Below are 24,628 nucleotides of genomic sequence, written 5' to 3'. Positions count from 1 at the left end.
AGATGGGTGAAAAATTAGAAGGTTCTGAAATTGAACGATATGCCCGTCATATTATTTTGCCTGAAATTGGCGGCTCCGGGCAGCAAAAGCTGAAAGCTGCAAAGGTTGCCGTTTTAGGTGCTGGTGGCTTGGGCTCTCCGGTCATTGCGTATCTAGCAGCAACCGGGGTTGGCACAATCGGCATCATCGATGATGATCATGTTTCGCTCTCTAATCTACAACGCCAAATCATCCATGATAGCGAACAAATAAATGCACCGAAAGTAAAGAGTGCAGCTCTAAGCGTGAAACGTATTAACCCAAACGTCACTGTTCACGAACATATTCTCAGACTTACCAATGAGAATGCGAAAGACCTTCTTTCCGGATATGATCTGGTTGTTGATGGCGCCGACCATTTTGCAACGCGATATGTTTTGGCGGATGCAGCTTCTGAATTAAAAATCCCAATGGTCATGGCAGCTGTCGGTCGCTTCGACGGTTCTATTACAGTCTTCAAACCTTATGAAAATGACAATCCGTCCATATATGATCTTTATCCGGATGCACCGCCCGATGGTTTACTCCCTTCCTGCGCAGAAGCTGGGATCATCGGGGCATTAACCGGTGTTATCGGCACGCTGCAAGCTATGGAAGTGATCAAGCTCATCACAGAAATTGGCGAACCGCTGATTGGCCGCCTAATGCTATATGATGGTTTATCCGCTCGATTTGATGAAATCAATTACGGCCGCGTTAAGAAAAAGTAATCTTCACCGATCCGATCTTGCGAAAACGTAATGGTACATGACTGCATTGTAACTTGAGTTCATTGTGCTTTACCAACATCCTCAAGGTGTCAAACGAACACAAGAGAGGATTGAAATTATGAATAAAACTCAAACACTTATCGTATCACTCATGGCCGGCTTAGTTGCGGCAACTTCAGTGAATGCAGCGACAATGAAACGTAATGACCCAAATCGACCAGTTGCCGCTATTGCAGCGGATCTTAATGTGACAACACAACAATTTGTTGCGTGTTTTCACAATGTCAATCCAGCACCAAAAGGAACCAAGGCATCAGGGGCTCGCGAACGCGCAAACAAAGCGATCCTGCTTCCGTGCCTTCAAGAAGCCAACCCGTCCATTACAAATGCAAAATTAGATAGTGTGATGGATAAATATCGCCCAGAAGGCCGTGTGGCTGGCAACTAATTTCTCCAACCTTACATCATAACCGACCGGATTATAAAACCCGGTCGGTTTTTTAATTTAGATTAGTTTATAACCTTGCGACACAATAAAGTGTTGTCAGTTTCAAGATCAGATCCCCAGATCAGCTCAGCATCACTAACCCAGTTGACGCGGTCATAACCATCCTTCGGGCTAACTTCGCGCTCGGAATATTCGGTTGCGTTCATCCATGATGAATCATCAAAAGATGCAGATTTCCAACCATCTGGTTCAGCTGTTTGCGTAAATGCACACTTACCTTGACCCGCAATTGGATTTGACTCTTTCTCACAGGATTTATCTGCAGGTCCATTATGTGTGACCATACATTTCCAGCTTGAATCAGTTACCGCGATCGTCTGTCCCGCACCATCTTTGAATTGCGCAATGAAACCACCATCGCCCATTTGCTGCCGGCGAGAGCCGATATATTCAAGGCCAGAGTCATTTTCTTTGAAATCTTTGACTATAAAGTTCAATACAAATGGACGCTCGGCTTCAAATGAGAAGCTTTCCGCATTAAACGAGCGTTCTGTTGTGATTGGAACTGAATCTTCGGCGACTTTTGTTTCGCCTGAATAAAATGAAAACCAGTTATCTGCCCAGACATCAACGCTGATAGTTTCAGCTTGTGCCGCACCCAAAAGGCCTGCAAAAATACATGCAGTTGAAAGAAGTTTTTTCATCGTAAAGTTATCCTGATATGTGCCACCAACATGTTCAGAATATCGCAATTGGACAACCAGCCCAAGTTAATTATTGTTTAGGTTTGTAACCTAGTCCTGACCAGGCAGCACCATATCAGGCGGTCTATGACCATCAAAAAACGTGCGGATGTTGATGATAACCGCATTGCCCATATCGATCCGGCCCTCAATTGTTGCAGAGCCCATATGCGGCATAATTGTGACTTTGCCACTTCTAGCCAACTGAACGAGTTTTTCGTTTACCGAAGGTTCATGTTCAAAAACATCCAGACCGGCACCGGCTATTTTTTCGTCCTGCAATGCACGGACCATCGCATCTTCATCAATGATCTCACCACGTGCGGTGTTAACAATGTAACTGCCTGGTTTCATCAGAGCGATACGGTCAGCTGATAGCAAATGATATGTTTCAGGCGTTGACGGACAATTGACAGATACAATGTCGACCGTCTTCAACATTTCATCAAGATCAGTCCAGTGCGTCGCTTCAAGTTGCTCATGTGTTGTGTGATCAATCTTCTGGCGATTGTGGTAATGGATATCCAGACCAAAGGCTTTTGCGCGTTTTGCAACGGCAGTGCCCACACGTCCCATGCCGATGATACCAAGTTTTTTGCCATAGATTGATCGGCCCAACATCCATGTCGGCGACCAGCCCTGCCAAGGCTCTCCGCTGGTAAGCACTTGCGCACCTTCAACAATACGGCGCGGCACTGCAAGGATAAGCGCAAGCGTCATATCAGCGGTATCTTCATCTAAAACATTCGCTGTATTGGTGACGATGATACCTTTTGACCGTGCCGCTTTGATGTCGATATTATCCACGCCATTTCCGAAATTGGTGATCAATTTCAAAGATGGGCCTGCCTGAGATATCAACTCAGCATCGATAATGTCCGATACTGTTGGCACCAAAACATCAACGTTCTTAATTGCAGCTAACAGTTCAGGTCGGCTTCGTGGTTGATCTGTAATATTTATTTCCACGTCAAAAAGTTCCATCATCCGTTTTTCAACGGGGTCTGGAAGCTTACGTGTTATATAAACTTTTGGTTTTTGCTTAGCAGCCACGATAGATCAAACCTTTTGTAAACAAATCTTTAACCAAGATGCGAGAATATTATGATCTGGAAAAACTAACGCCACTATTCTCTAACAGACCTTTGCATAATGACAACAACAACTCGCCATATAATTTCTGTTTTTTGCGTAAGTGCAATAACTTTTCTCACTTTTGGTCATATTGATAGCTACGCACAAACAACCCAAAAGGGTGCCAGTGGCTTACCAATACCGCGCTTTGTGAGTTTAAAAGCAAAACGCGTGAATATGCGTGTTGGGCCGGGACAAAGTTACAAAGTTGCTTGGTTATATACCAAGTCTTCTATCCCTATGGAAATCATTCAGGAATATGACAATTGGCGCCGTGTGCGTGATTTTGAAGGCACCGAAGGTTGGGTATTCCACTCACTATTAAGCGGTGAACGCAGTGCGGTTGCCGCCCCCTGGATGCGCGGAAAATCTCCTGTTTCATATATCAATGTGCATGCGCAAGCGACACAAAACAGCGCCATTAAAGCTAAACTAGAACCGGGCGTCATCGCCAAAATTGAACAGTGTAATGGTGAATGGTGTGAAATCAGCGTCGATAAAGTCGAAGGCTGGGCATCACAGGAAGAACTTTGGGGCGTCTACCCCAAAGAAGCGTTCAACTAATTTAATAAAACTAGGATTTAGGACGCAAACGAACAATTACGTCAACATTTGCGATTTCCATTCCTTCAGGCACTTCTGGCAAACCCAAAACATTGATATCGCTTGAATCGATATCCATAACCTCATTGCTACCTTCGACAATGTAGTGATGGTGATCTGATACGTTCGTATCAAAGTAGGTTTTATTCGAATCGACGGACAAAACGCGCAGCATGCCTGCATCTTTAAAACGATGTAGTGTGTTGTAAATTGTTGCCAAAGAACATGACAATCCGCTTGCGGAAGCATCTTCTTGCAAAAGCTCTGCTGTTAAGTGACGGTCGCCACGCTCAAAAATGAGTTCTGCGAGCGCAACGCGCTGACGTGTTGGGCGCAACCCCACTGAGCGAAGACGCGTTGCGGACAGGCAATCACATGTGGATGCGTCCTTACAATTGCCATCTTTTTCACTATTTGAAGTCATTCACTTCTAACCTAAATACAAATTTCTTATATAAGCATATAACTTTTCTGGGATTAGCATGCAATAGTTTCTATTATCCGCTACTTTCTGCCCTTTAACACTGGTTTCTGGGATCATGTTGAGTTATTCGGGTATATAATATTTAAGATTTTAATATGTTTGATCGTCTTGAAGGCAAATCGAATAAATTTAAACTTACGAAAACGTAAGTTGAAGAATATGGGAGATAGTTTTTTGACAACAGATAGGCAGTCCAGTTTCACCTATGAGGAAATTCTCACATGTAGCCATGGTGAGATGTTTGGTGAGGGTAATGCGCAACTGCCATTGCCACCAATGCTGATGGTCAATCGAATTACCAATATTTCTGAAACTGGTGGTGAGCATGATAAAGGCGTTATCCGCGCTGAGTTCGACATTCACCCAGATCTTTGGTTCTTCCCATGTCATTTTGAAGGTGACCCGGTCATGCCTGGTTGTTTGGGGCTAGATGCCCTGTGGCAATTGACAGGATTTTATCTCGGTTGGCTGGGTGAGCCTGGCAAAGGCCGCGCTATATCAACTGGAGAAGTTAAATTTACTGGTATGATCACACCTGAAACAAAGCTCGTTGAATTCGGCATAGATTTCAAGCGCGTTCTGCGGGGCCGATTGGTTCTGGGCATTGCTGACGGCTGGGTTAAAGCCGATGGCGAAACTGTATTCACCGCAAAAGATTTGCGTGTTGGTCTATTTAAAGAAAAAGCATAAATTTCTGGGTCTTACCTAAAATATACTGGTAAAGTTAAACCCAAACGGAGAGGGTAATATATGAGGCGTGTAGTTGTGACAGGAATGGGGATTATTTCCTCAATCGGCACTGGAGTTGATGAAGTACGCTCTTCATTAAAAGAAGCAAAATCAGGCATTACATTTTCAGAAAGTTTCGCAGAACATGGGTTCCGAAGCCAAGTCTGGGGTGAGCCAAACCTTGTTGATCCAACAGAACATGTTGATCGCAGAGCCATGCGGTTTTTATCACGCGCCGGCGCGTGGAGCCATTTGGCAATGAAAGAAGCTTTGGAAGATGCAGGGCTTGAAGAAAACGAAATTACAAATGAACGCACCGGTATTGTAGTGGGTTCCGGTGGTGCAGATACAAACCAGATCCTAACAGCTGCAAATATTGTTCAGGAAAAAGGTAGCCCGAAGCGAATTGGACCATTTGCTGTGCCAAAAGCCATGAGCTCAACCGCATCTGCAACACTTGCAACCTGGTTTAAAATTCATGGTGTGAACTACTCAATTTCATCTGCATGTTCGACATCTGCACACTGTATTGGTAATGCAACTGAACTTATCCAGTGGGGCAAGCAAGATATTGTGATTGCAGGTGGTCATGAAGACCTGCATTGGTCAATGTCATGTTTGTTTGATGCAATGGGTGCAATGTCTTCAAAGCACAATGATGATGCGACAAGCGCCTCTCGTGCATATGATGCAACGCGCGATGGATTTGTCATCGCAGGTGGTGCCGGTATTGTTATTTTGGAAGAACTTGAGCATGCCAAAGCACGTGGTGCAAAAATCTATGGTGAAATCGTTGGTTACGGCGCAACATCCGATGGCTACGACATGGTGGCACCTTCAGGCGAAGGCGCTGTACGTTCGATGAAAATGGCGCTCTCAACTGTTGATAGCGACGTTGATTATGTCAACACACACGGCACTTCAACAGGTGTGGGTGACATTAAAGAGATCGGTGCGATTAAAGAAGTTTTCGGTGAAAAACTACCACATATACAATCGACAAAATCGCTAACTGGTCACTCACTGGGCGCAACTGGCGTGCAGGAGGCAATCTACACATTGCTTATGATGAACGGTAACTTCATTGGCGAGAGTGCTCACATTACGGAAATTGATCCTGAATTTGCAGATGTTCCGATTGTTCGCAAACGCATCGACGACGCGAAATTTGATACTGCAATTTCAAATTCATTTGGCTTTGGCGGCACAAATGCGACACTCGCTATGCGTCGTTATAACGGTTAGGGGTCTGTTGTTATGAGCATGGTTATGAAGGGTAAACGCGGCATCGTGATGGGTGTTGCCAATGATCACTCACTAGCATGGGGCATTGCCAAAGCACTTGGTGATGCCGGTGCCGAAGTTGCATTTACCTATCAGGGTGAAGCTTTTGGAAAACGTGTTAAGCCACTCGCGGAATCGATCGGTTCTGACCTCCTCATCCCATGTGATGTGGAAGATTTAGAAACTGTTGATGCGGTGTTTAAGACTGTAGAAGAGAAATGGGGTGGGCTTGATTTCATTGTGCACGCCATCGGTTTTTCTGACCGTAGTGAGCTTAAAGGCCTTTATGCAGATACCACCCGTGATAATTTCACCAAAACCATGGTCATCTCCTGCTTTTCCTTTACGGAAGTTGCAAAACGCGCTGCAAGTCTGATGAAAGATGGCGGCTCTATGTTGACGCTGACATATGCAGGTTCAACACGTGTTATGCCAAACTACAACGTCATGGGTGTCGCAAAAGCTGCGCTTGAGGCCAGTGTGCGTTATCTTGCTGCGGATTATGGACCGCGCGGTATTCGTGTGAATGCAATCTCAGCAGGTCCCGTTAGAACACTTGCAGGCGCTGGGATTGGGGATGCACGTGCGATGTATTCCTGGCAGCAAAAGAACTCACCGCTTCGTCGTTCGATCCAGATTGAGCATGTAGGGCAGTCTGCACTTTATTTGTTATCTGACATGTCCTATGGCGTGACTGGTGAAGTACATATGGTGGATTCAGGTTATCATGTGACGTCTATGCCGACGCTTGAAACGCTCAGCGAAATGGACGAAAAATAACACACTAAACAATGCCATTTGTGGCATTGTTTTTTATCTTAAAGCAATTGTTTGCGATGTTCTGCTTGTGCTTCACGCACGGCAGATAGAGTTTGCGCGTATGTATTTGTGCTGGTGTGGATTTGAACACCTAAGGTTTTGGACTTTTGCCATGTCACTTTACCATGTAAAAAACCCATCTCCCGCGTATAAACGGAAACTTCATCTCCCGTCTTAACCTGAATATCTTTGGCCATTGTAACGCGCATTCCGTGCTCAGATAGATCTGTAATATAGGCAAAAGCTTTGCCCAATGGTGCACTGATTGCTGCAGCCATTTGCAGTCTCTGCCGACGACGCGCACGACGCCTTTTTTCTCCAATAAACATTGCCATATAAATCTATCCGATTCGATATCCTATTGTTGAAGCCTAATAATTGAGGGTAAAGATGAGGTAAAAGAACTCTCCCTCATTTTGCTTCAAATAATGTTTCAAACCCCGACCAAATCATCCGCTTTCCATCAAACGGCATCTCGTCAAACATCTCCCATCTGGGATCCGTTTCCATTTTTTTGACAGCCTCGTCATAGGTCTTTTTATCTGGCCATTCTATCCAGGAAAATACAACATTCTCACCGTCAACGGCCTTCACGGACTTTTTGAAATCTGTCACTTTACCATCGACAAGATTATCACCCCAACCTTCCATGATGCGCAGCGCACCATATTCCATAAAAATTGGCGCCGATTTAATCGAAAGCTCACGATATTCTTGTTTCTTGTCAAATGGTACAGGGATTAACATCCCTTGAATATAAGACATCAACTCACTCCTTTTTGCTAAAGTGAGCATGGATGATATCACTTTTTTTAACTCAGCACACCGGACACAATTCCTAAACGCTCACCCAACGAGACCAATCATTAATCGTACCGCGTGCGTCTTTGAGCTTACCCTCTTTAATCTCGGAAGCACCAACGTCTTCGGGATATATAAAAATCGCTCCCAGCAAAATTTCGCAAAGCGGAATATCAATGCGATTAAAAACTTCCTTTGTTCTCAATACACCGCCGCTTGACCAATAGGTTCGATATCCCGCGTCAGTCGCCATAAGCATGAGGTTCTGCACAGCTGCTGATGCGGCAGCAATATGCTCCATATTACGCTCCGTGCCCTCAAACATTACATCATCATCTTCGCACACATCTGGGGTCCAGGTGGCCAGAATAAGCGCATCGCAGGCCGCCAACATGTTTAAAATTTTTCCAGCTTCAGGTGCGCTCTGCTTTAAATCAGATAGCAAATCGCGACAGGCATTTGCATCTAACTTATACATCCGCCATGGAACTTGCGAGGTCAGGTTTTCTCGATGAATCCGCTCTGCCTGATAATGAAATGGCGCGTTGCCTGCAGCCTCCAGCCATTGATCAATCTCTTGCCTCGTTAACCCCGTTGGTTCAAGAGGCTGATCAATATCGCCTAGAACTTTGCTGGTTTGACGCTTACGCATAATTTGCGCAATTAAATTGGTATCAGTCATGTAGCGATGTATCCTATCTGAGCTGAAATTCATCAGTTCTATATTCGTCACTACTCTATATTTTCAGCCTGAGATAGACAACTCAACTCTACCAAATCAGCGAATTACAAACATGATTTAACTGCATAATCTTTAGCAAGTTATCGTTAGCGTATACTTACAAATTTCCCTTTATCGAAAACATATTGAAACTTTTTATCTCCGCAAGCCGTTGTTTCTAATGTCGATGCAATGCGCATCAATCAGAACAGATGCAAAAGGCATCAAGACAGAAAAGGAGAAATTCAATGAACATTCGTTCGAAAATTCTAACATCAATCGCGGCAATCGCTATCACCACTGGTTCAGCTTATGCAATGAACCCAGAAGTCGGTGGCGCTCCAATGTTGTCTGACAAAAACATTGTTGAGAACGCGGTAAATTCAAAAGATCACACAACTTTGGTCGCTGCTGTAAAAGCTGCTGGTCTCGTTGATACATTGATGTCAGATGGCCCATTTACTGTATTCGCGCCGATCAATGAAGGTTTTGCGGAATTGCCTGAAGGCACAGTAGAAACATTGCTAAAGCCTGAAAACAAAGATGCTTTGACAAAAGTTCTAACATCACATGTTGTTGCCGGAAAAATCTCAGCGTCTGATTTGGTTGCAAAAATCAAATCAAACGGCGGCGCTTATAACTTCAACGCCGTAAGTGGTGATGCGCTTACAGCGAAATTGGATGGCAGCAGCGTTTACATTTTTGACGAAAGCGGTGGAGCATCTAAAGTGACGATCGCTGACGTTAACCAGTCAAACGGTGTGATCCACGTGATCGATGATGTCCTACTTCCAAAATAAGACAAATCGCGAAGCTTAAATCTCCAAGGACGTTTTGCAAATCGCAGTTCGTAAGACGTCTAAGAGGCCCATCATCTTAACTGATGATGGGTTTTCACGCATATGAAGTGATTAAATTTTTAACTTAATCCTTATGCGAAACGAAGTTTTCCTTTGCTATATACCCAAAAGCCATTGATGGGGAAAAGCTTATGGAAATGCATGAAATTGGTTATGTTCATTATGCTGCGGCACTGGCAATTTCTGCGATATTTGGTTTTATCGCGCATGTGGTCCGCGGTTTTGTGAATCCATACCCAGACAAAATATCCGATAGTGCCGTTTTAAATATAACCGTTTCTGATGATTACTCACTATCAGACCATTGGTTTGGCGTTGAGTTTGATGCCTATGGTTACTACGAATTATACAGCATGAAGAACCTTAAGTTGTCGGTTTATGGCTGCATGTTTGGTTGCTTTATACTCATGGCATTTGATGCAGCAACAGGGTCTGTGATTGCTGGATTATTAGACGTCATGTTTGAAAACATATCCGCATATTTTGCGCATCGTTTTGATATTATCGAAGCAAAATATTTTTCTTAGAAGTGTTGAAATGTCTTTCAATATCGCAATAAAAAACCCCGCCAATTTGACGGGGTTTTCTTATTCAAGTCAGCGCTGATTATTCTTTTTCAGCTGGTTTTTCGCGAGGAATTTCCTCACCAGTTTCCTGGTTTACAACTTTCATTGAGAGACGGACTTTGCCGCGCTCATCAAAGCCCATAAGCTTCACGAACACTTTTTGACCTTCTTTAACAACATCAGCTGTTTTTGCAACGCGCTCTTGTGCCAATTGCGAGATGTGTACCAAACCATCACGCGGGCCGAAGAAGTTTACGAATGCGCCGAAGTCAGCAACTTTAACAACTGTACCTTCGTAGATTACGCCAACTTCAGGCTCATCAACAATTGAGTGGATCCACTTTTTAGCAGCTTCAATCTCTTTGCCAGATGATGATGCAATGCGGATTGTACCATCGTCTTCGATGTTGATTTTTGCACCAGTTTTTTCACAGATTTCGCGGATGATTTTACCACCAGCACCGATCACATCACGAATTTTATCAACTGCGATGTTCATCATTTCAATGCGTGGTGCATATTCACCAAGTTGCTCACGGCTCTCAGTTAGAGCGTTTGCCATTTCGCCTAGGATGTGAAGACGTCCGTCTTTTGCTTGGCCAAGAGCGATCTGCATGATCTCTTCAGTGATACCATCGATTTTGATATCCATTTGAAGCGATGTGATACCAGCTTCAGTACCAGCTACTTTAAAGTCCATGTCACCGAGGTGATCTTCATCACCCAAAATGTCAGATAGGACTGCAAAGTCGTCACCTTCTTTGATCAAGCCCATTGCGATACCCGCAACTGGCTTTTGAAGAGGAACGCCTGCATCCATAAGCGCCAATGATGTACCGCAAACTGTTGCCATTGATGATGAACCATTTGATTCAGTGATCTCAGACACAACGCGAATTGTGTAAGGGAACTGTTCAGCTGATGGCATCATTGGGTTGATTGCACGCCAAGCCAATTTACCGTGACCAATTTCACGACGACCCGGGGAACCGATACGGCCAGCTTCACCCACTGAATATGGAGGGAAGTTGTAATGCAGCATAAATGTTGCTTTTGTTGTGCCTGTTAGACCATCAACGAATTGCTCGTCTTCAGCTGTACCCAATGTTGCAACCACAAGTGCCTGAGTTTCACCGCGTGTAAACACAGATGAACCGTGCGTACGTGGCAAGACACCAACTTGTGAATCAATTGCGCGAACTGTTGCCAAATCACGACCATCGATACGTGTTTTTGTCTCAAGAATATCGCCGCGAACGACTTTAGCTTGAGCTGATTTAAACACAGCGCCAATTTGTTCAGGTGCATATTCTGCTTCTTCACCTTCAGCCGGCTCCAAAGCTTCTTTAACTGTTGCTTTAACAGCATCAATTGCGTTGTAACGCTCAGCTTTGTCTGAGATTTTATAAGCAGCACGAAGGCCTTCATCAGCAAGACCGATGATTTTTGCTTCAAGCTCAGAATGATCTTCTGGGATAAATTCGCGTGGCTCTTTTGCAGCAGCTTCAGCCAATTTGATGATGGCATCAATTACAGGCTGGAAACCTTTGTGACCGAACATCACAGCGCCAAGCATAACATCTTCAGGAAGTTCTTTAGCTTCTGATTCCACCATCAACACAGCGTCTTGAGTACCTGCAACCATAAGATCAAGATCAGTTTCTTCCATCTCATCAAGATGCGGGTTTAGAACATATTCGCCATTGATATAGCCAACACGTGCACCACCGATTGGGCCCATAAATGGAACGCCAGAAATTGTTAGCGCAGCAGATGCGGCAACCATAGACAATACATCTGGGTTGTTTTCCATGTCATGCTGGATAACTGTAAGAATGATCTGAGTTTCGTTTTTGTAGCCATCTGGGAACAATGGACGAATTGGACGGTCAATCAGGCGACACACCAATGTTTCGTTTTCGCTAGGACGACCTTCGCGTTTGAAAAAGCCGCCTGGGATTTTACCAGCAGCAAAAGTTTTTTCCTGGTAGTTTACAGTCAGTGGGAAAAAGTCCTGACCTGGTTTTGCGCTTTTCGCTGAAACAACAGTCGCAAGTACAACTGTTTCACCGTAAGTTGCCATAACAGCACCATCGGCCTGACGCGCAACTTTACCTGTTTCCAAAATGAGAGGGCGACCGCCCCACTCAATCTCCACTTTGTGGGAATTGAACATATTTAGTCCTTCATATCAGAATGCCCCTGCCATAACCTCGACAGTCTTGGTCATTCTTTGTCTTTGGTGTGCTCACGGGCAAGACAACAAGAAGCTTTCATCTGCAGCTTTTAATGCTCTTGGGCTAAAAGCGGCTTGTAATCCTGCCCCGTGGGCTATCCACCGGTTCAATACAATTCTCGGCCCATCCGAAAATTGATGTTTTACGTTTTAAAAACGTATCTTAAATAATGAATTGGCGCCCCAAACTGGAGCGCCAAATCTTATAACTTAGCGACGTAGGCCAAGTTCTTTAATCAAAGCTTGGTAACGAGCGTCGTCTTTCTTCTTAAGATAATCAAGAAGCGAACGGCGTGTTGAAACCAATGTCAAAAGACCACGACGTGAGTGGTTGTCTTTTTTGTGCTCTTTGAAGTGTTCAGTAAGGTTCAAAATGCGTTCTGTTAGAACAGCAACTTGTACTTCTGGTGAACCTGTATCGCCTTCTTTGGTAGCAAATTTGGCAATAAGTTCTGCCTTACGTTCAGCAGTAATCGACATCGTATATCCCTTTCTATAATTTTGAGGATTAAAGGTCGCCCTACGCCAAGATGTCGTCCAGCGCGGGCCATATAAAATAACGGGCCAAAATATGACCCGCTACAAGATGCGTATAAATGAAAACAAACAAAAAAGCTAGTGTTTTTCGCGCCGTCGAGCATTCGAAGCACTAAGCAAGTTCAACCGCCAAATTCGGCTAGGTGGCAAAAACCCGTTTAGGCTTGAACTCACCAAAGTTAATCTCACCAATAGCTAATAATTTGCCTTTATCTGTAGCAAAAACCTCATGCTCATTGATCGGCGCATTTGCCCCGGTGATTATCACAGGATTGCCATTTCGAATACGCATGGCTTGATCAGAAGACACGGCAATATGCGGCAGATCTGATAAAGCTTCTTTGGTGTCTATGAGATATTGATCTAGCTTCTCAAGCCGTTCTTCATCATTCTCAATCTGTTCTAGTGCTGTAAGCTCAGAAAGTTTTACAAGTTCACTTTCTTCAAATGGCAATACGCTGGAACGTCTTAGCTCAGACACATAGCCATAACACCCAAGTTTGCGCCCGAAATCACGTGCGAGCGAACGCACATAAGTGCCCTTGCCGCATTCAACTTCAAACCGGGTGATGTTTTTATCCTCAGCTTCGATTATTTCTAAACGGAAGATTTCAACGTCTCGTGCAGGTATATCCATTTTATCGCCAGCGCGCGCTACATCATAAGCGCGCTCGCCGTTGATCTTAATCGCTGAGAATTGCGGTGGAACCTGGCTGATCTCACCGATAAATTCTGGCAGGATCTCTCCGATCGCTGCTTTATCTGGACGCGCATCAGATTGCTGAACAACATCGCCTTCCATATCATCGGTGGTACGCTCTTCACCCCAGGTCACCGCAAACTGATAGACTTTACGTCCATCCATGATATAGGGGACGGTCTTGGTAGCTTCACCAAGTGCGATGGGCAACATACCAGAGGCAAGCGGATCTAATGTGCCAGCATGGCCCGCTTTTTGTGCTTTAAACAACCATCTGATTTTAGAAACAGCTTCGGTTGAGCCAAAGTCATACGGCTTATCTAAAACCAGCCAACCGGAAACCGGGCGACCTTTTTTCTTACGCTGGCGGCCCATTTAAGAATACTCACCGTCTTCGTCATCAATTTCAAGATCGCGCACCACTTCAGGGCGATTTAACAGCGCATCGATTTTGTTGAAATTCTCATAACTTGTATCATCACGAAAGCGGATTTCCGGCATATATTTCATATGACGCAATTCTGGTCCAAGTTTTTTACGCACAAATTTTGCGCTGCGATTTAACCCAGCAATCGTTGCGGTTTGGTCCGTCTGCGCCAATGCTTTGACATAGGCGTTTGCAATCTTAAGATCCGGAGACATACGCACCTCAGACACTGAAATAACAACACCTTCTACATCGGGATCGCGAATGTCATCACGTTGAAGAATTTTTGTTAGCGCGGCGCGAACCATCTCACCAACTTTAAGCATGCGCTGAGAGGGAGCTGAGCTTGTAGCTTTTACCATGATTTATTGCCTTTATTGAACCTTGCTCAATTTAGAAGATGCTATGTATGTAACCGCGATATTTAACAATATTCCGAGTTTCATCCGCCTGCGCATCCACAATCCAATATATTTCATCCATTATTGTGTCTGTTAGATATCGACAGCTCAGATCCAACTGACCCATTTTGCATTCAAATCCGTTTTCCTCCAGCATAGCTTTAAAATCGCCTAGATGCTGGCCGTGGTAATTTGCCGAGAATAATACATCGTCATTACCTGCTTTTGCTTTATGAAAATCTTGCAAAATTTCTGGTGCAAAGAACGACCAATATAGTTTTTCTGACAAAACACTCAGTGAGAAAACAAAGAATGGGCTCAAACAGATCAATATAATGATCGCAATAAACCCATTCTTATTTATTCGTTTGAACAAAGCTAATTAAAGCGAGCGTTCAATATGCTCAACGCGGAAACACTCAATGACATCGGCTTTGCGAATGTCTTCATAGTTTTCAAATGCCATACCACATTCTTGACCTGAATTAACTTCGCCAACTTCATCCTTAAAGCGTTTAAGCGTTTTCAATTTGCCTTCATGAATAACCACGTTATCACGCAGCAAACGTACACCTGATCCACGCTCAACCTTACCTTCAGTGACACGACAACCAGCAACCTTACCGGATTTCGAGATATTGAAGACTTCCAAGATTTCTGCGTAACCCAAGAATGTTTCACGACGCTCTGGTGACAATAGGCCAGACATTGCAGATTTCACATCATCAACCAAATCGTAAATGATGTTGTAATAGCGGATCTCAACGCCGGCAGCTTCAGCAGCATCACGCGCTTGTTTGCTCGGGCGAACGTTAAAGGCAATGATTGGCGCTTTAGAAGCTTCCGCAAGTGATACATCAGACTCGGTGATCCCACCGGCTCCTGAATGCACAACACGCGCTGCAACTTCATCTGTCGCCAATTTATCAAGCGCGCCGATAATGGCTTCAACAGAACCCTGCACATCGCCTTTGATAACGAGCGGGAATTCGCTGATACCTGATGTTTGCAATTGCATCATCATTTGCTCAAGTGAGCCTTGTGAACCGGACTGACGTGCCGCTGCTTTGTCACGCGCTAAACGCTCGCGATATTCAGCATATTCACGCGCTTTTGCTTCGTTCTCAACAACCGCAAAACGGTCACCCGCTTGTGGTGGACCATTAAGACCAAGAACCTCAACTGGAACAGCTGGGCCTGCTTCTTTAACATGATCACCATGATCATTAACAAGTGCACGCACGCGGCCCCATTGATCGCCAGCGACAATAATCTCGCCAGGATGCAATGTACCTTTGGCAACAAGTACCGTAGCAACCGAACCACGACCACGGTCGAGCTTCGCTTCAACAACTGTACCTTCGGCAGTGCGGTCAGCATTGGCTTTCAAATCAAGAACCTCTGACTGAAGCAAAATTGCTTCGAGCAGTTTATCAAGATTTGTGCCTTTAAGCGCTGACACTTCAACTTCAAGAACGTCACCACCCATGGATTCTACAAACACCTCATGCTGAAGCAATTCAGTACGGACTTTTTGCGGATCTGCAGTTGGTTTATCCATTTTATTGATTGCAACAATAATCGGAACATCCGCAGCTTTAGCGTGGTTGATCGATTCAATTGTCTGCGGCATGACGCTATCGTCAGCTGCAACCACAAGAATGGCGATATCAGTTACTTCTGCACCACGTGCACGCATTGCCGTAAAGGCGGCGTGACCAGGTGTATCGATGAAGGTGATCTTCTGACCATCCTGCTCAACCTGATAAGCACCAATATGCTGCGTGATACCACCGGCTTCACCAGATACCACATTCGCGTTGCGCAGAGCATCAAGCAAAGATGTCTTACCGTGATCAACGTGACCCATAATAGTCACAACAGGTGAGCGCGGTGTTTCTTCACCACCTTGATCATCAACGTCAAAGATACCTTCTTCAACATCGGATTCTGATACACGTTTTACAGTGTGGCCAAATTCACCTGCGATCAATTCCGCCATATCAGCATCGATCACATCGCCCGGCTTCATCATCTGTCCCTCTTTCATAAGGTATTTGATGACATCAACAGAACGCTCAGCCATACGCTGCGACAATTCCTGGATGGTAATTGTTTCTGGAAGCGTAACTTCGCGAGCAATTTTTTCGCGAACTTCTGGCTCCATTTGCGCACGTCGGATTTTTTCCTGACGACGACGATGTGCAGCAAGTGAACGAGAACGTCCGCCTGAACCATCATCATTTAGCGCAGCTGTGAGTGTTAGCTTGCCGCGACGACGATCATCCTGACCACGCGGATTACGCGTTGGTTTCGGCGCTTCCGGACGCGAAGGCTTGCCACCACGTGGTGCAGCTTTAGCAGGCGCTGCATCTGATGGACCTTCCTTACGACGTGCTGCAGGAGCTGCTTCTTCAGGTGGACGACCAGAAGATTTTTTACGTGCCAATTCCTCAGCGCGTTTTTTCTCTTCAGCTTCCTTCTGAATGCGAACATCTTCTTCAGCTTGCTTACGAGCGAGTTCTTCGGCTTCTTTTGCACGAATTTTCTCTTGCTCAGCACGTTTGATCGCATCTTCTTCAGCACGTTTGCGATCTTCAACTTCGCGAACGCGGGATCCTTCAAGTGCTTTACGGCGCGCTTCCATTTCGCTCGCAGACAAACGGTTAGCCGCTTCCTGCGCGGGCTTGCGCGGCGCAGCTTCTTTTTCCGCAACCGGGGCTTTTGCAGGCGCTGGCTTTTGCACTTCTTTACGTGGTTTTAGCGAAATCGTTGGCGCAGCTTTATCTTCATCAGGACGAGAGATACGGCGCTTACGTGTTTCCACAACCACTGATTTGGAACGTCCACGGCCCATATCTTGACGCACTGTGCCCTGCCCAACTCCTGCACCTTTCAGTGTAAGAGTTTTCTTGCCACCAGCATCATTCTTGTTATCGTCTTTACTATCGTTCATCTATTTTCCGTTCCTTTTGAGGCTATTGCCTCGAGCTGTTTCCAGCTTTTAGACTTCCGTTACACCACATCGCGAGCAATTGCACCAAAAACCCGACAGACAATGTTATTTTTCATCAAATGAGCCGAGTTAATCTCCATCAACTTGGCTTTTGTCTATATCCAGACCTCTATATGTTGCAAGAGCCGTGGCACGCTTAAGGACGTTTTCGCCCGCATTGCCGGCTAATGCTGCGCCGTGAATATAATTACCATCTCCGAAGGCCTGCGCCATTTCATCACTCGAAAACAGCCTAAATGAAGGTATGATCTCCACCTCTACCATTTTTGAGAAAAACGTGCGTGCCTGATTTATTTTGCGAACACCATCATGTGCCGCATCTGTCGCATGAAAGCTTGCCAATGCTTCACCATTGCGCACGGCATGATCAACCTTTGAACTTCCAGTAATGAATTGTCCAGCCTTGCGCGCCATGTTGATCATACCAAGGGTTGATTTTGACATCAACTCATCGACCAACTGGGACAAATTTCCAGATATTTCAATTTTAGTTTTTAAAGAGCGCGCGAATAGACCATTTTTCTGTGCTTGGTCTATATATGAGGATTGCGCGGTAACCCAACAACCCCTGCCGGGAAGTTTTTGTTTGAGATCTGGAATGAGCGCACCATCAGGCGCAAGAACAAAACGGATAAGCTGATCAGCCGCCAGCTTTTCCCGTGTAACAATACACATCCGTTCGTTCATCTGTTTCATTCCAGAGCATCACCTTAACTCTTCGAGTCAAAAACTGATTCAACGGTCACATCTTCTTCAGATGCTTCCTCACCAGCTTCTTCTTCAACGGCATTCATCGCATCAAGTTCTTCCTGCGTGATCCAACCAGCAGCAAGGCGGGCAGTCATGACCATCGCTTCTGCTTCTTCACGAGAAACTTCTTTTGCTGAGAACAAACCTTCGTAGCGTTTTGTTTCGCCATCCTGGCGCTCAGTCCAACCGATCAAGTCATCAGCTGCACAGCCTGCGAAGTCTTCCATGGTTTTGATGCCATCTTCACCAAGTGCAACCAACATTGCTGTTGTCATGCCATCAATGGTCAAAAGCTCATCGGATACGCCCAACTCATTACGTTTTGCATTGAGTTCGTTTTCGATACGGTCAAGATATTCACGTGCACGTGTTTGTAGCTCTTGAGCTGTCTCTTCATCGAAACCTTCGATAGACGTGATTTCGTCAAGCTCAACATAGCCAACTTCTTCAACCTGGCTAAAGCCTTCAGATGCGAGAACTTGTCCAACCATCTCATCAACATCAAGCGCTTTCATGAAGAGTTCTGTACGCTCGTTGAATTCTTTCTGACGACGCGCAGATTCTTCTTCTTCCGTCATGATATCAATGTCCCAACCAGTAAGCTGAGAAGCAAGACGTACATTTTGTCCGCGGCGACCAATTGCAAGGGAAAGCTGATCATCAGGCACAACAACTTCGATGCGCTCTGCATCTTCATCAAGAACAACTTTCGCAACTTCCGCTGGCTGCAATGCGTTTACGATAAATGTCGCTGGTGATTGTGACCAAGGGATAATATCGATCTTCTCGCCCTGCAATTCGCCAACAACAGCTTGCACACGAGAACCACGCATACCCACACATGCGCCAACAGGATCAATGGAGTTATCATTTGAAATTACAGCGATCTTAGCGCGCGAACCTGGGTCACGAGCAACGGAGCGAATTTCAATGATACCATCATAAATCTCTGGCACTTCCATAGTGAAGAGTTTCACCATGAATTGTGGATGTGTACGAGATAAGAAGATTTGTGGTCCGCGTTGCTCGCGGCGCACGTCATGCACGTAAGCACGCACACGATCACCATAACGAACGTTCTCGCGAGGGATCATTTCATCACGACGGATAATGCCTTCGCCACGGCCCATATCAACAATCACATTACCGTATTCAACACGCTTAACTGTGCCATTAACGATCTCACCGATGCGATCTTTATATTCTTCATACTGACGATCACGCTCAGCTTCGCGCACTTTTTGTACGATCACTTGTTTCGCAGATTGTGCAGCGATACGACCAAAATCCATTGGCGGAAGTGGATCATGAACTTCATCACCGACTTGTACGTTTGGATCACGATCTTGCGCAATCATCAAAGCAATTTCAGTTGAGTAGTCTTCAACAACTTCCACAACTTCCAAAACACGTGTGAGTTTGATCTCACCCGTTTTAGCGTCAATATCAACTTGAATGTTGGATTCTGTACCATAGCGAGAGCGCGCCGCTTTTTGGATCGCGTCGGCCATTGCTTCGATGACGATCTCACGGTCAATAGCTTTTTCACGAGCAACCGCATCTGCGATTTGTAAAAGCTCTAGCCTATTTGCACTGACTGCCATTTCCTGTCTCCATGTGATGGGGTTTTTCTAAACCCTTTATCTCAATTGCTTTGTTTGTTCTTACTCGGGTTTATTATTCTTCGTCTGCGTCATCCGCAGAATTATTTTGATTTGCCGCAGCCTGTGCTTTCTTGGCCTGCTTATCGGCCTTGAGCGCCGCATCAATTAATTCGTCTGTTAAGATCAATTTCCCTTCTGCCAATGCAGAAAATGGAATTGTTACTTCTTTGACTTCATCTGCTGCTGGGTCATCGCGGTCAATAACAAACGCTTCATCGGTTACATCTTCAATCCAGCCGCGGAAACGCTTACGGTTTTCAATGAGGACTGTGGTCTCACACTTGACCAAATGACCCTGCCAACGTCTAAAATCACCTTTACGCACCATTGGGCGATCAATACCTGGCGATGATAACTCAAGATGGTATGCGCGATCAATCGGGTCTTCGACCTCAAGCACAGGTGATATTGCACGCGAAATTGCTTCGCAGTCTTCAACGGTCATTGTGCCGTCAAAACGTTCTGCCATGATTTGCAGCGTAAAGCCGTTTTCACCAGTCGTGCGGATACGAACCAGCTGATAACCCATTGAATGGATAACTGGCTCAATAATAGCTGCAACCTGCGCTTCTAAACCTGTTTCCAGGATTAATCGCGGTTCTGGTGATGTCACTATATTATCGCTCATAAGTGCTCATATCGTTGTTTTAATTCGGTCTTAGATAACAAAAAAGAGCGGGTCCGGTGGGGCCCACTCTTGTTCGAAAGATCAAGATTTGTGTTCTACCTACAGCGATTTGCATCAAATTGCAAGTAAGATGCGTGTTAACGCTATTTTACCGGGCAGGCATACGTTGATAAAGCCAATAATATAAAATCCCTATGACAGTATAATGAAGCACACCAAATATGAGTTCGAGTAAGACATAATGTATCGCCGGCTCAATCTCAAATTTTGCTGCAACAGTAAATGCAGCATACGCGGTGATTACTGCCCCCAGTCCAAGTGATATTTTTAAAGCCGCTAACAGACTTGCTGGCGCTTTAAAAAAGCACTCAAAGAAATATGTCATGATGGCAGCATGCGTAATGATCGCAAGTAACCCATATTGAAAGATCGGCTCGGGCCTAAGAGATGCTGCACCTAACTGCGCGTAACTCTCACCGAACAATTCCAAATGCCAAATATAGGCAAGAATAAATGTGATTATAATGTAGCTGATAAAGAGTGTGGATGTGCGTTTTGTGATCATTAAAGTTCCCTCTCAATTCACTTGCATTTTAAAAGTGAATTGCTTTTAACTCATTACACTTGTTATTTGCAAGTGATTGTGAAGTTCGTTAGTGTATCAATATGAGCAAGAGAGAATCTATAAACTGGAATGGATGCCCCATTCGCTACGCCGCATCTGTCTTTGCTGATCGCTGGAATTTTGTGATCTTAAGAGATGTCTTGTTTAAAGGCCGGCGGTATTACGGGGATTTTTTAGATGCCGGTGAAGGCATATCAACCAATATATTGGCCGATCGTTTATCCAAATTTGAAGAAACTGGTATTTTAACCCGCCATCAGGATGCAAAAAAACGGTCTCGAATATACTATCTTCCTACAGAAAAGGCTTTGGAGCTTATTCCGATATTCCTCTCCATTATTGATTGGGCTGAGCGTCATGATGAACATACCGAAGTGCCCGAAGCATTTATACAAGGGTATCGTTTAGACGCTGACAAAACGATTGCCGACACCGAACAACTCATCACGCTTGCCAATGCGCAGGTGACCAATATTCAATAGGAATGAGACCATGGCATATGATGAGGAACTGGCGGACAGATTTCGCGAACAACTGGGCTTTATGGATGGTGTGAGTGAGAAAAACATGATGGGCGGCGTTTGTTTTTTATATCAAGGTCATATGGTTGGTGGCGCTTCACGAAATAAAAACACAGGCGAACGCACCTTTATGTTCCGCGTTGGCAAAGACAATGAGCACGAAGCCTGTGAGCGATATTCTGCCCAACCTTTGTCTTTTACCGGGCGCAAAATGGGTGGTCTTGTTGAAATTGAAAATGATGCTTGTGACAATGATCAGCTGAAAGGATTGGTGTCTCTGGCTTTAAGTTTTGTCACCCAATTGCCACCTAAACCTGAGAAGAAGAAATCCTTAAAACCAAAGAAATAATTCATATTGCGTGCAATCTGGGTTTCACAGTTTCGATTGACCCCAGTTGGTTTTTGGCGCACTACTTGCGATCTGAAAAACGAAAGTTGGTAAATGTCTGCAAATTTTGATCTCACCGTAGGTTCTATCGCTCAACATTTTAAAAAGATCGCAATTCCCGCTGCCATCGGCATGGTTTTCACCACGCTTTATAATGTGGTTGATGTTTTTTATGCAGGTCTTTTATCGACCGATGCGCAGGCTGGTCTTGCAATTGCCTTTCAGGTTTTCTTTGTTCTGATCGCGCTTGGTATTGGGCTTGGGTCTGCCATGGGAGCTCTTGTGGGCAACGCGCTCGGTGCAAAAGATGACAAGCTGTCAAAACATATTGCCTATCAGGGTATCAGCTATGGATTGCTGGCGTCTTTAGCTTGCGCCATTCTCGGTTTATTATTTGGCGATGATTTAATTGCGATAATTACTGAGCCAGGTGCCTACCGCGATGCAGCCAACGAATACTTCCTTGTCATGCTGCTTGCTTCGCCGGGGTTTCTTTTAACCTTTGGCGCAAACGGTATCTTGCAGGCGCAAGGTGACACGGTTTCAATGGAGCGTGCGCAAATCGCGGCATTTTTTGCTAACCTTGTGCTTAATCCGCTGTTTATTTTCGGCATCCGCGGAATTGTTGATGGGATCGGCTTTACCGGTCTTGCGCTCTCGACGGTGGTGAGCCAAACGGGTGTGATGCTTTTCATCTTATATCGTGTTTTCAAATCAGACATTATGGATGACGAAAGCACCCATAGCTTCCTGCCTGATTTACCCACTTACAAAGACATCACGTCCCAAGCACTACCCTCAAGCTTTACAATGGTTGTGATGATGTTTTCCGGGTTTGTTGTTCAGTTTTATCTTAAGGGTTTTGGTGGTGATGCGGTTGCAGCCTATGGCATTGCTCTGCGGGTTGAACAGTTGCTTTTGCTACCAGCCTTTGGTCTTACGGGCGCACTCTTACCGATTGCCGCACAGAATTTTGGTGCCAAAAAACATGATCGCGTTCGCGAAGCTTTCTTCTTTTGCTGCAAAATTGGCGTTTCGATGATGTTGATCGCATCTGTGGTTTTATGGCTTGCAGCTGAGTTTCTGATCGGGATCTTCACAGATAGTGATGAAGTACGCCGCGTTGGAGCGCAATATTTGCGCGTCGATGGGTTTATTCTCCCAGTTTATCTTGTGCTATTTGCAATCAATTCGCTCTTGCAAGCCTTTAAGAAACCCATCTGGACACTTGTGATTGGGATTTACCGGCAAGGTATTGCCGTCGCTTTATTCGTTTATATTTTCGTCAATTTCCTAAATTTCGATACATTGGGTGTTTGGCTCGGCATTGCGACGAGTGTTGTGACCGGTATGGCTGTTTCAGCAATCGTTGTTCAACTCATTGCAAAACAGCAAATTGGTGGTTTGATTGGCGCAAAACCTCAAATGCAATCTGATATAAGTTAAACTAACGGCAAAATTACTATTGCTGGAAAACATCCAGTGAAGCACGTGGCCAACTTATTGAAACGATCGCACCCGATTTGGGGTAAGGCTTGTTGCTAAATTGCATGGTTGCACCCGATCGCTCTAAAAGCGTCTTAGCAATAAACAATCCAAGACCCAGCCCGCCAGCTTTATCTAATTCAGTTCCCGTGCGCTGTTTCATGTAAGGCTCGCCGATTTGCTGAATAATGCTTTGGCTATAACCTGGTCCATCGTCAGAAATTGTAATGGTAATCGTTTCGGCATTGTAAAATGCTTTGAATTCGACGGACTTATCGGCAAAATCAACTGCATTTTCCATCAAATTACCAAGGCCGAATAATATTCCCGGATTACGTCGGCCGATCGGTTCATTTTCCGTTTCAGAGTTGATTGTATCAATAATCTCGATACCAAATTCACGATGGGGTGCGACGACTTCCTCGATTAAAGAGCTTAAGGGCAAACGTCGCATATGTGCTTCATCTTCGGCAGACAATGTGGTCAATCGCTTGAGAATGTCACGGCATCGTTCACTTTGGCTGCGCAATAATTGCACATCTTCTCGAAAAGCATCATCTTCACCCAACGCATGCTGCATTTCTTTTGCCACAACGGAAATGGTTGCAAGTGGTGTTCCTAATTCATGGGCCGCTGCCGCAGCTAATCCATCAATCGCTGATAAATGTTGCTCTCGTTGCAAAGCAAGTTCTGTTGCTGTTAGCGCGTTGGCCAGATCATTTGCTTCAGCGGATACGCGATAAGCATAAAATGCAGCGAATGCCGTGGTCGAGAGGATTGCAATCCAAACACCTATGAGGAATACTGGTGGAATATCGAGGTCCACACCATCATACCAAGGTAACGGAAACGAGAAAAAGCCAAGCAATGTGACGCAAATAAAGGTCACGATACCAAGCAATATTGTTCGTTTTGCTGGCAGCGTTCCAGCTGAAATAATCACAGGTACGCAAAACAAAACCGAAAATGGGTTTGCCAACCCCCCTGTCATAAATAAAAGGCTGGCGAGCTGTAAAATATCAAACCCAAGCACATACATAGCAGCGCGAGATGACAGACGTCTTGAAGAAGGATGTCTTGCCGTAAGATATAAATTTAGCAAGGCAGATACGGCAACCAGCGCCAGACAAAACAATATTGGAAGGTGAAAATCTAAATAAAACTCAACAAGCAATATCGACAAAGTTTGACCGGCAACTGCTAGCCAACGCAAGCGAATTAGAGTTTGCAGACGCAAAAGGCGCGATTTTACCAGCTCATTAAGCGCAAATTCTTCAGGGTCTGACATGCTAATATTCGTCTGCATTAT

28 protein-coding genes are annotated in these 24,628 nt (G+C 45.0%); 11 read left to right on the top strand and 17 right to left on the bottom strand.

Annotated features, from left to right (window positions below; translation table 11 throughout):
• Positions 1-2: 2 nt before the first annotated feature.
• Positions 3-749, top strand: coding sequence for a molybdopterin-synthase adenylyltransferase MoeB (moeB, locus tag ACZ1GZ_RS04440; RefSeq protein ID WP_472667273.1), 747 nt, complete (start codon positions 3-5; stop codon positions 747-749).
• A gap of 118 nt (positions 750-867) precedes the next feature.
• Positions 868-1,197: a hypothetical protein gene (locus tag ACZ1GZ_RS04435; protein ID WP_472667272.1), complete on the top strand. Its 330-nt coding sequence runs from the start codon at positions 868-870 to the stop codon at positions 1,195-1,197.
• A gap of 62 nt (positions 1,198-1,259) precedes the next feature.
• Here the strand turns inward: ACZ1GZ_RS04435 and ACZ1GZ_RS04430 are convergent, their stop codons facing one another.
• Together ACZ1GZ_RS04430 and ACZ1GZ_RS04425 are read right to left on the bottom strand one after the other, a co-directional pair.
• Positions 1,260-1,901 (bottom strand): PEBP family protein, encoded by a 642-nt coding sequence (locus ACZ1GZ_RS04430; protein WP_472667271.1) that lies wholly within the window; start codon positions 1,899-1,901, stop codon positions 1,260-1,262.
• 90 nt (positions 1,902-1,991) lie between these two features.
• Complete coding sequence (locus ACZ1GZ_RS04425) at positions 1,992-2,993, bottom strand: 2-hydroxyacid dehydrogenase (protein ID WP_472667270.1); 1,002 nt, start codon at positions 2,991-2,993, stop codon at positions 1,992-1,994.
• A 99-nt stretch (positions 2,994-3,092) separates the two neighbouring features.
• Between ACZ1GZ_RS04425 and ACZ1GZ_RS04420 the strand changes: the two genes are divergently transcribed.
• Complete coding sequence (locus ACZ1GZ_RS04420; RefSeq protein ID WP_472667269.1) at positions 3,093-3,638, top strand: SH3 domain-containing protein; 546 nt, start codon at positions 3,093-3,095, stop codon at positions 3,636-3,638.
• A 10-nt stretch (positions 3,639-3,648) separates the two neighbouring features.
• Here the strand turns inward: ACZ1GZ_RS04420 and irrA are convergent, their stop codons facing one another.
• A complete protein-coding gene (gene irrA / locus ACZ1GZ_RS04415) occupies positions 3,649-4,101 on the bottom strand; it encodes an iron response transcriptional regulator IrrA (RefSeq protein WP_472667268.1) in 453 nt (150 codons plus the stop codon).
• A gap of 234 nt (positions 4,102-4,335) precedes the next feature.
• On the opposite strand from irrA, the gene fabA reads away from it, so the two are divergent.
• The 3 genes from fabA to fabI are packed head-to-tail and all read left to right on the top strand — an operon-like array spanning position 4,336 to position 6,954.
• On the top strand, positions 4,336-4,851 hold the full coding sequence (gene fabA, locus ACZ1GZ_RS04410; protein ID WP_472667267.1) for a 3-hydroxyacyl-[acyl-carrier-protein] dehydratase FabA: 516 nt from the start codon (positions 4,336-4,338) through the stop codon (positions 4,849-4,851).
• Positions 4,852-4,911: 60 nt separating this feature from the next.
• Entirely contained in the window at positions 4,912-6,135 is a 1,224-nt protein-coding gene (gene fabB / locus ACZ1GZ_RS04405; protein WP_472667266.1) for a beta-ketoacyl-ACP synthase I, read from the top strand.
• A 12-nt stretch (positions 6,136-6,147) separates the two neighbouring features.
• Positions 6,148-6,954 carry an enoyl-ACP reductase FabI gene (fabI, locus tag ACZ1GZ_RS04400; RefSeq protein ID WP_472667265.1) on the top strand — a complete coding sequence of 269 codons (807 nt, stop codon included), beginning with the start codon at positions 6,148-6,150 and terminating at the stop codon, positions 6,952-6,954.
• Between the two features lie 38 nt (positions 6,955-6,992).
• On the opposite strand, the gene ACZ1GZ_RS04395 is transcribed toward fabI, so the two are convergent.
• The 3 genes from ACZ1GZ_RS04395 to ACZ1GZ_RS04385 all read right to left on the bottom strand — a co-directional run bounded on the left by ACZ1GZ_RS04395 (position 6,993) and on the right by ACZ1GZ_RS04385 (position 8,476).
• On the bottom strand, positions 6,993-7,328 hold the full coding sequence (locus ACZ1GZ_RS04395) for a PilZ domain-containing protein (protein WP_472667264.1): 336 nt from the start codon (positions 7,326-7,328) through the stop codon (positions 6,993-6,995).
• 76 nt (positions 7,329-7,404) lie between these two features.
• On the bottom strand, positions 7,405-7,758 hold the full coding sequence (locus ACZ1GZ_RS04390) for a DUF1428 domain-containing protein (RefSeq protein WP_472667263.1): 354 nt from the start codon (positions 7,756-7,758) through the stop codon (positions 7,405-7,407).
• Between the two features lie 73 nt (positions 7,759-7,831).
• Positions 7,832-8,476: a nitroreductase family protein gene (locus ACZ1GZ_RS04385; protein ID WP_472667262.1), complete on the bottom strand. Its 645-nt coding sequence runs from the start codon at positions 8,474-8,476 to the stop codon at positions 7,832-7,834.
• 287 nt (positions 8,477-8,763) lie between these two features.
• Between ACZ1GZ_RS04385 and ACZ1GZ_RS04380 the strand changes: the two genes are divergently transcribed.
• Both ACZ1GZ_RS04380 and ACZ1GZ_RS04375 read left to right on the top strand, forming a co-directional pair.
• Positions 8,764-9,315 carry a fasciclin domain-containing protein gene (locus ACZ1GZ_RS04380; RefSeq protein WP_472667261.1) on the top strand — a complete coding sequence of 184 codons (552 nt, stop codon included), beginning with the start codon at positions 8,764-8,766 and terminating at the stop codon, positions 9,313-9,315.
• Positions 9,316-9,506: 191 nt separating this feature from the next.
• Positions 9,507-9,902: a hypothetical protein gene (locus tag ACZ1GZ_RS04375; protein ID WP_472667260.1), complete on the top strand. Its 396-nt coding sequence runs from the start codon at positions 9,507-9,509 to the stop codon at positions 9,900-9,902.
• Between the two features lie 79 nt (positions 9,903-9,981).
• Here the strand turns inward: ACZ1GZ_RS04375 and pnp are convergent, their stop codons facing one another.
• From pnp to ACZ1GZ_RS04325, 10 genes are all read right to left on the bottom strand, one after another.
• Positions 9,982-12,117 (bottom strand): polyribonucleotide nucleotidyltransferase, encoded by a 2,136-nt coding sequence (gene pnp / locus ACZ1GZ_RS04370; RefSeq protein WP_472667259.1) that lies wholly within the window; start codon positions 12,115-12,117, stop codon positions 9,982-9,984.
• Positions 12,118-12,387: 270 nt separating this feature from the next.
• The gene (rpsO, locus tag ACZ1GZ_RS04365) at positions 12,388-12,657 is read right to left on the bottom strand and encodes a 30S ribosomal protein S15 (protein ID WP_472667258.1); all 270 of its coding nucleotides are present in this window, start codon (positions 12,655-12,657) and stop codon (positions 12,388-12,390) included.
• Between the two features lie 196 nt (positions 12,658-12,853).
• On the bottom strand, positions 12,854-13,789 hold the full coding sequence (gene truB, locus ACZ1GZ_RS04360; protein WP_472667257.1) for a tRNA pseudouridine(55) synthase TruB: 936 nt from the start codon (positions 13,787-13,789) through the stop codon (positions 12,854-12,856).
• Positions 13,790-14,203 carry a 30S ribosome-binding factor RbfA gene (rbfA, locus tag ACZ1GZ_RS04355; RefSeq protein WP_472667256.1) on the bottom strand — a complete coding sequence of 138 codons (414 nt, stop codon included), beginning with the start codon at positions 14,201-14,203 and terminating at the stop codon, positions 13,790-13,792.
• Positions 14,204-14,234: 31 nt separating this feature from the next.
• Positions 14,235-14,531: a hypothetical protein gene (locus ACZ1GZ_RS04350; RefSeq protein WP_472667255.1), complete on the bottom strand. Its 297-nt coding sequence runs from the start codon at positions 14,529-14,531 to the stop codon at positions 14,235-14,237.
• Between the two features lie 93 nt (positions 14,532-14,624).
• On the bottom strand, positions 14,625-17,198 hold the full coding sequence (infB, locus tag ACZ1GZ_RS04345) for a translation initiation factor IF-2 (RefSeq protein WP_472667254.1): 2,574 nt from the start codon (positions 17,196-17,198) through the stop codon (positions 14,625-14,627).
• Positions 17,199-17,327: 129 nt separating this feature from the next.
• Positions 17,328-17,954 (bottom strand): RNA-binding protein, encoded by a 627-nt coding sequence (locus ACZ1GZ_RS04340; protein WP_472667253.1) that lies wholly within the window; start codon positions 17,952-17,954, stop codon positions 17,328-17,330.
• Positions 17,955-17,968: 14 nt separating this feature from the next.
• Positions 17,969-19,612 (bottom strand): transcription termination factor NusA, encoded by a 1,644-nt coding sequence (gene nusA / locus ACZ1GZ_RS04335; protein ID WP_472667252.1) that lies wholly within the window; start codon positions 19,610-19,612, stop codon positions 17,969-17,971.
• 73 nt (positions 19,613-19,685) lie between these two features.
• The gene (rimP, locus tag ACZ1GZ_RS04330; protein ID WP_472667251.1) at positions 19,686-20,300 is read right to left on the bottom strand and encodes a ribosome maturation factor RimP; all 615 of its coding nucleotides are present in this window, start codon (positions 20,298-20,300) and stop codon (positions 19,686-19,688) included.
• A 148-nt stretch (positions 20,301-20,448) separates the two neighbouring features.
• Entirely contained in the window at positions 20,449-20,865 is a 417-nt protein-coding gene (locus ACZ1GZ_RS04325) for a hypothetical protein (RefSeq protein WP_472667250.1), read from the bottom strand.
• Positions 20,866-20,966: 101 nt separating this feature from the next.
• Here ACZ1GZ_RS04325 and ACZ1GZ_RS04320 point away from each other — a divergent pair, with 101 nt between their 5' ends.
• The 3 genes from ACZ1GZ_RS04320 (at position 20,967) to ACZ1GZ_RS04310 (ending at position 23,280) form a co-directional block, all read left to right on the top strand.
• A complete protein-coding gene (locus ACZ1GZ_RS04320; protein ID WP_472667249.1) occupies positions 20,967-21,407 on the top strand; it encodes a winged helix-turn-helix transcriptional regulator in 441 nt (146 codons plus the stop codon).
• A 10-nt stretch (positions 21,408-21,417) separates the two neighbouring features.
• Complete coding sequence (locus ACZ1GZ_RS04315; protein WP_472667248.1) at positions 21,418-21,795, top strand: TfoX/Sxy family protein; 378 nt, start codon at positions 21,418-21,420, stop codon at positions 21,793-21,795.
• 93 nt (positions 21,796-21,888) lie between these two features.
• A complete protein-coding gene (locus ACZ1GZ_RS04310) occupies positions 21,889-23,280 on the top strand; it encodes an MATE family efflux transporter (protein WP_472667247.1) in 1,392 nt (463 codons plus the stop codon).
• Between the two features lie 16 nt (positions 23,281-23,296).
• Here ACZ1GZ_RS04310 and ACZ1GZ_RS04305 read toward each other — a convergent pair whose 3' ends face one another.
• Complete coding sequence (locus ACZ1GZ_RS04305) at positions 23,297-24,625, bottom strand: ActS/PrrB/RegB family redox-sensitive histidine kinase (RefSeq protein WP_472667246.1); 1,329 nt, start codon at positions 24,623-24,625, stop codon at positions 23,297-23,299.
• Between the last annotated feature and the right edge of the window lie 3 nt (positions 24,626-24,628).

The organism is Lentilitoribacter sp. JB5-8, from assembly GCF_055693385.1.
Note: the sequence above shows the minus strand (reverse complement) of the source record. Positions and strands in the feature narration are given on the sequence as shown.

Coding starts and splice junctions, on each gene's coding strand:
- ACZ1GZ_RS04310 (WP_472667247.1), top strand. CDS start 21,889: ATGTCTGCAAATTTTGATCTCACCGTAGGTTCTATCGCTCAACATTTT.
- truB (WP_472667257.1), bottom strand. CDS start 13,789: ATGGGCCGCCAGCGTAAGAAAAAAGGTCGCCCGGTTTCCGGTTGGCTG.
- ACZ1GZ_RS04340 (WP_472667253.1), bottom strand. CDS start 17,954: ATGAAACAGATGAACGAACGGATGTGTATTGTTACACGGGAAAAGCTG.
- irrA (WP_472667268.1), bottom strand. CDS start 4,101: ATGACTTCAAATAGTGAAAAAGATGGCAATTGTAAGGACGCATCCACA.
- ACZ1GZ_RS04375 (WP_472667260.1), top strand. CDS start 9,507: ATGGAAATGCATGAAATTGGTTATGTTCATTATGCTGCGGCACTGGCA.
- ACZ1GZ_RS04380 (WP_472667261.1), top strand. CDS start 8,764: ATGAACATTCGTTCGAAAATTCTAACATCAATCGCGGCAATCGCTATC.
- ACZ1GZ_RS04305 (WP_472667246.1), bottom strand. CDS start 24,625: ATGCAGACGAATATTAGCATGTCAGACCCTGAAGAATTTGCGCTTAAT.
- infB (WP_472667254.1), bottom strand. CDS start 17,198: ATGAACGATAGTAAAGACGATAACAAGAATGATGCTGGTGGCAAGAAA.
- ACZ1GZ_RS04435 (WP_472667272.1), top strand. CDS start 868: ATGAATAAAACTCAAACACTTATCGTATCACTCATGGCCGGCTTAGTT.
- ACZ1GZ_RS04420 (WP_472667269.1), top strand. CDS start 3,093: ATGACAACAACAACTCGCCATATAATTTCTGTTTTTTGCGTAAGTGCA.
- rbfA (WP_472667256.1), bottom strand. CDS start 14,203: ATGGTAAAAGCTACAAGCTCAGCTCCCTCTCAGCGCATGCTTAAAGTT.
- nusA (WP_472667252.1), bottom strand. CDS start 19,612: ATGGCAGTCAGTGCAAATAGGCTAGAGCTTTTACAAATCGCAGATGCG.
- rimP (WP_472667251.1), bottom strand. CDS start 20,300: ATGAGCGATAATATAGTGACATCACCAGAACCGCGATTAATCCTGGAA.
- fabB (WP_472667266.1), top strand. CDS start 4,912: ATGAGGCGTGTAGTTGTGACAGGAATGGGGATTATTTCCTCAATCGGC.
- ACZ1GZ_RS04315 (WP_472667248.1), top strand. CDS start 21,418: ATGGCATATGATGAGGAACTGGCGGACAGATTTCGCGAACAACTGGGC.
- ACZ1GZ_RS04320 (WP_472667249.1), top strand. CDS start 20,967: ATGAGCAAGAGAGAATCTATAAACTGGAATGGATGCCCCATTCGCTAC.
- fabI (WP_472667265.1), top strand. CDS start 6,148: ATGAGCATGGTTATGAAGGGTAAACGCGGCATCGTGATGGGTGTTGCC.
- ACZ1GZ_RS04385 (WP_472667262.1), bottom strand. CDS start 8,476: ATGACTGATACCAATTTAATTGCGCAAATTATGCGTAAGCGTCAAACC.
- ACZ1GZ_RS04325 (WP_472667250.1), bottom strand. CDS start 20,865: ATGATCACAAAACGCACATCCACACTCTTTATCAGCTACATTATAATC.
- rpsO (WP_472667258.1), bottom strand. CDS start 12,657: ATGTCGATTACTGCTGAACGTAAGGCAGAACTTATTGCCAAATTTGCT.
- pnp (WP_472667259.1), bottom strand. CDS start 12,117: ATGTTCAATTCCCACAAAGTGGAGATTGAGTGGGGCGGTCGCCCTCTC.
- ACZ1GZ_RS04430 (WP_472667271.1), bottom strand. CDS start 1,901: ATGAAAAAACTTCTTTCAACTGCATGTATTTTTGCAGGCCTTTTGGGT.
- ACZ1GZ_RS04390 (WP_472667263.1), bottom strand. CDS start 7,758: ATGTCTTATATTCAAGGGATGTTAATCCCTGTACCATTTGACAAGAAA.
- moeB (WP_472667273.1), top strand. CDS start 3: ATGGGTGAAAAATTAGAAGGTTCTGAAATTGAACGATATGCCCGTCAT.
- ACZ1GZ_RS04395 (WP_472667264.1), bottom strand. CDS start 7,328: ATGGCAATGTTTATTGGAGAAAAAAGGCGTCGTGCGCGTCGTCGGCAG.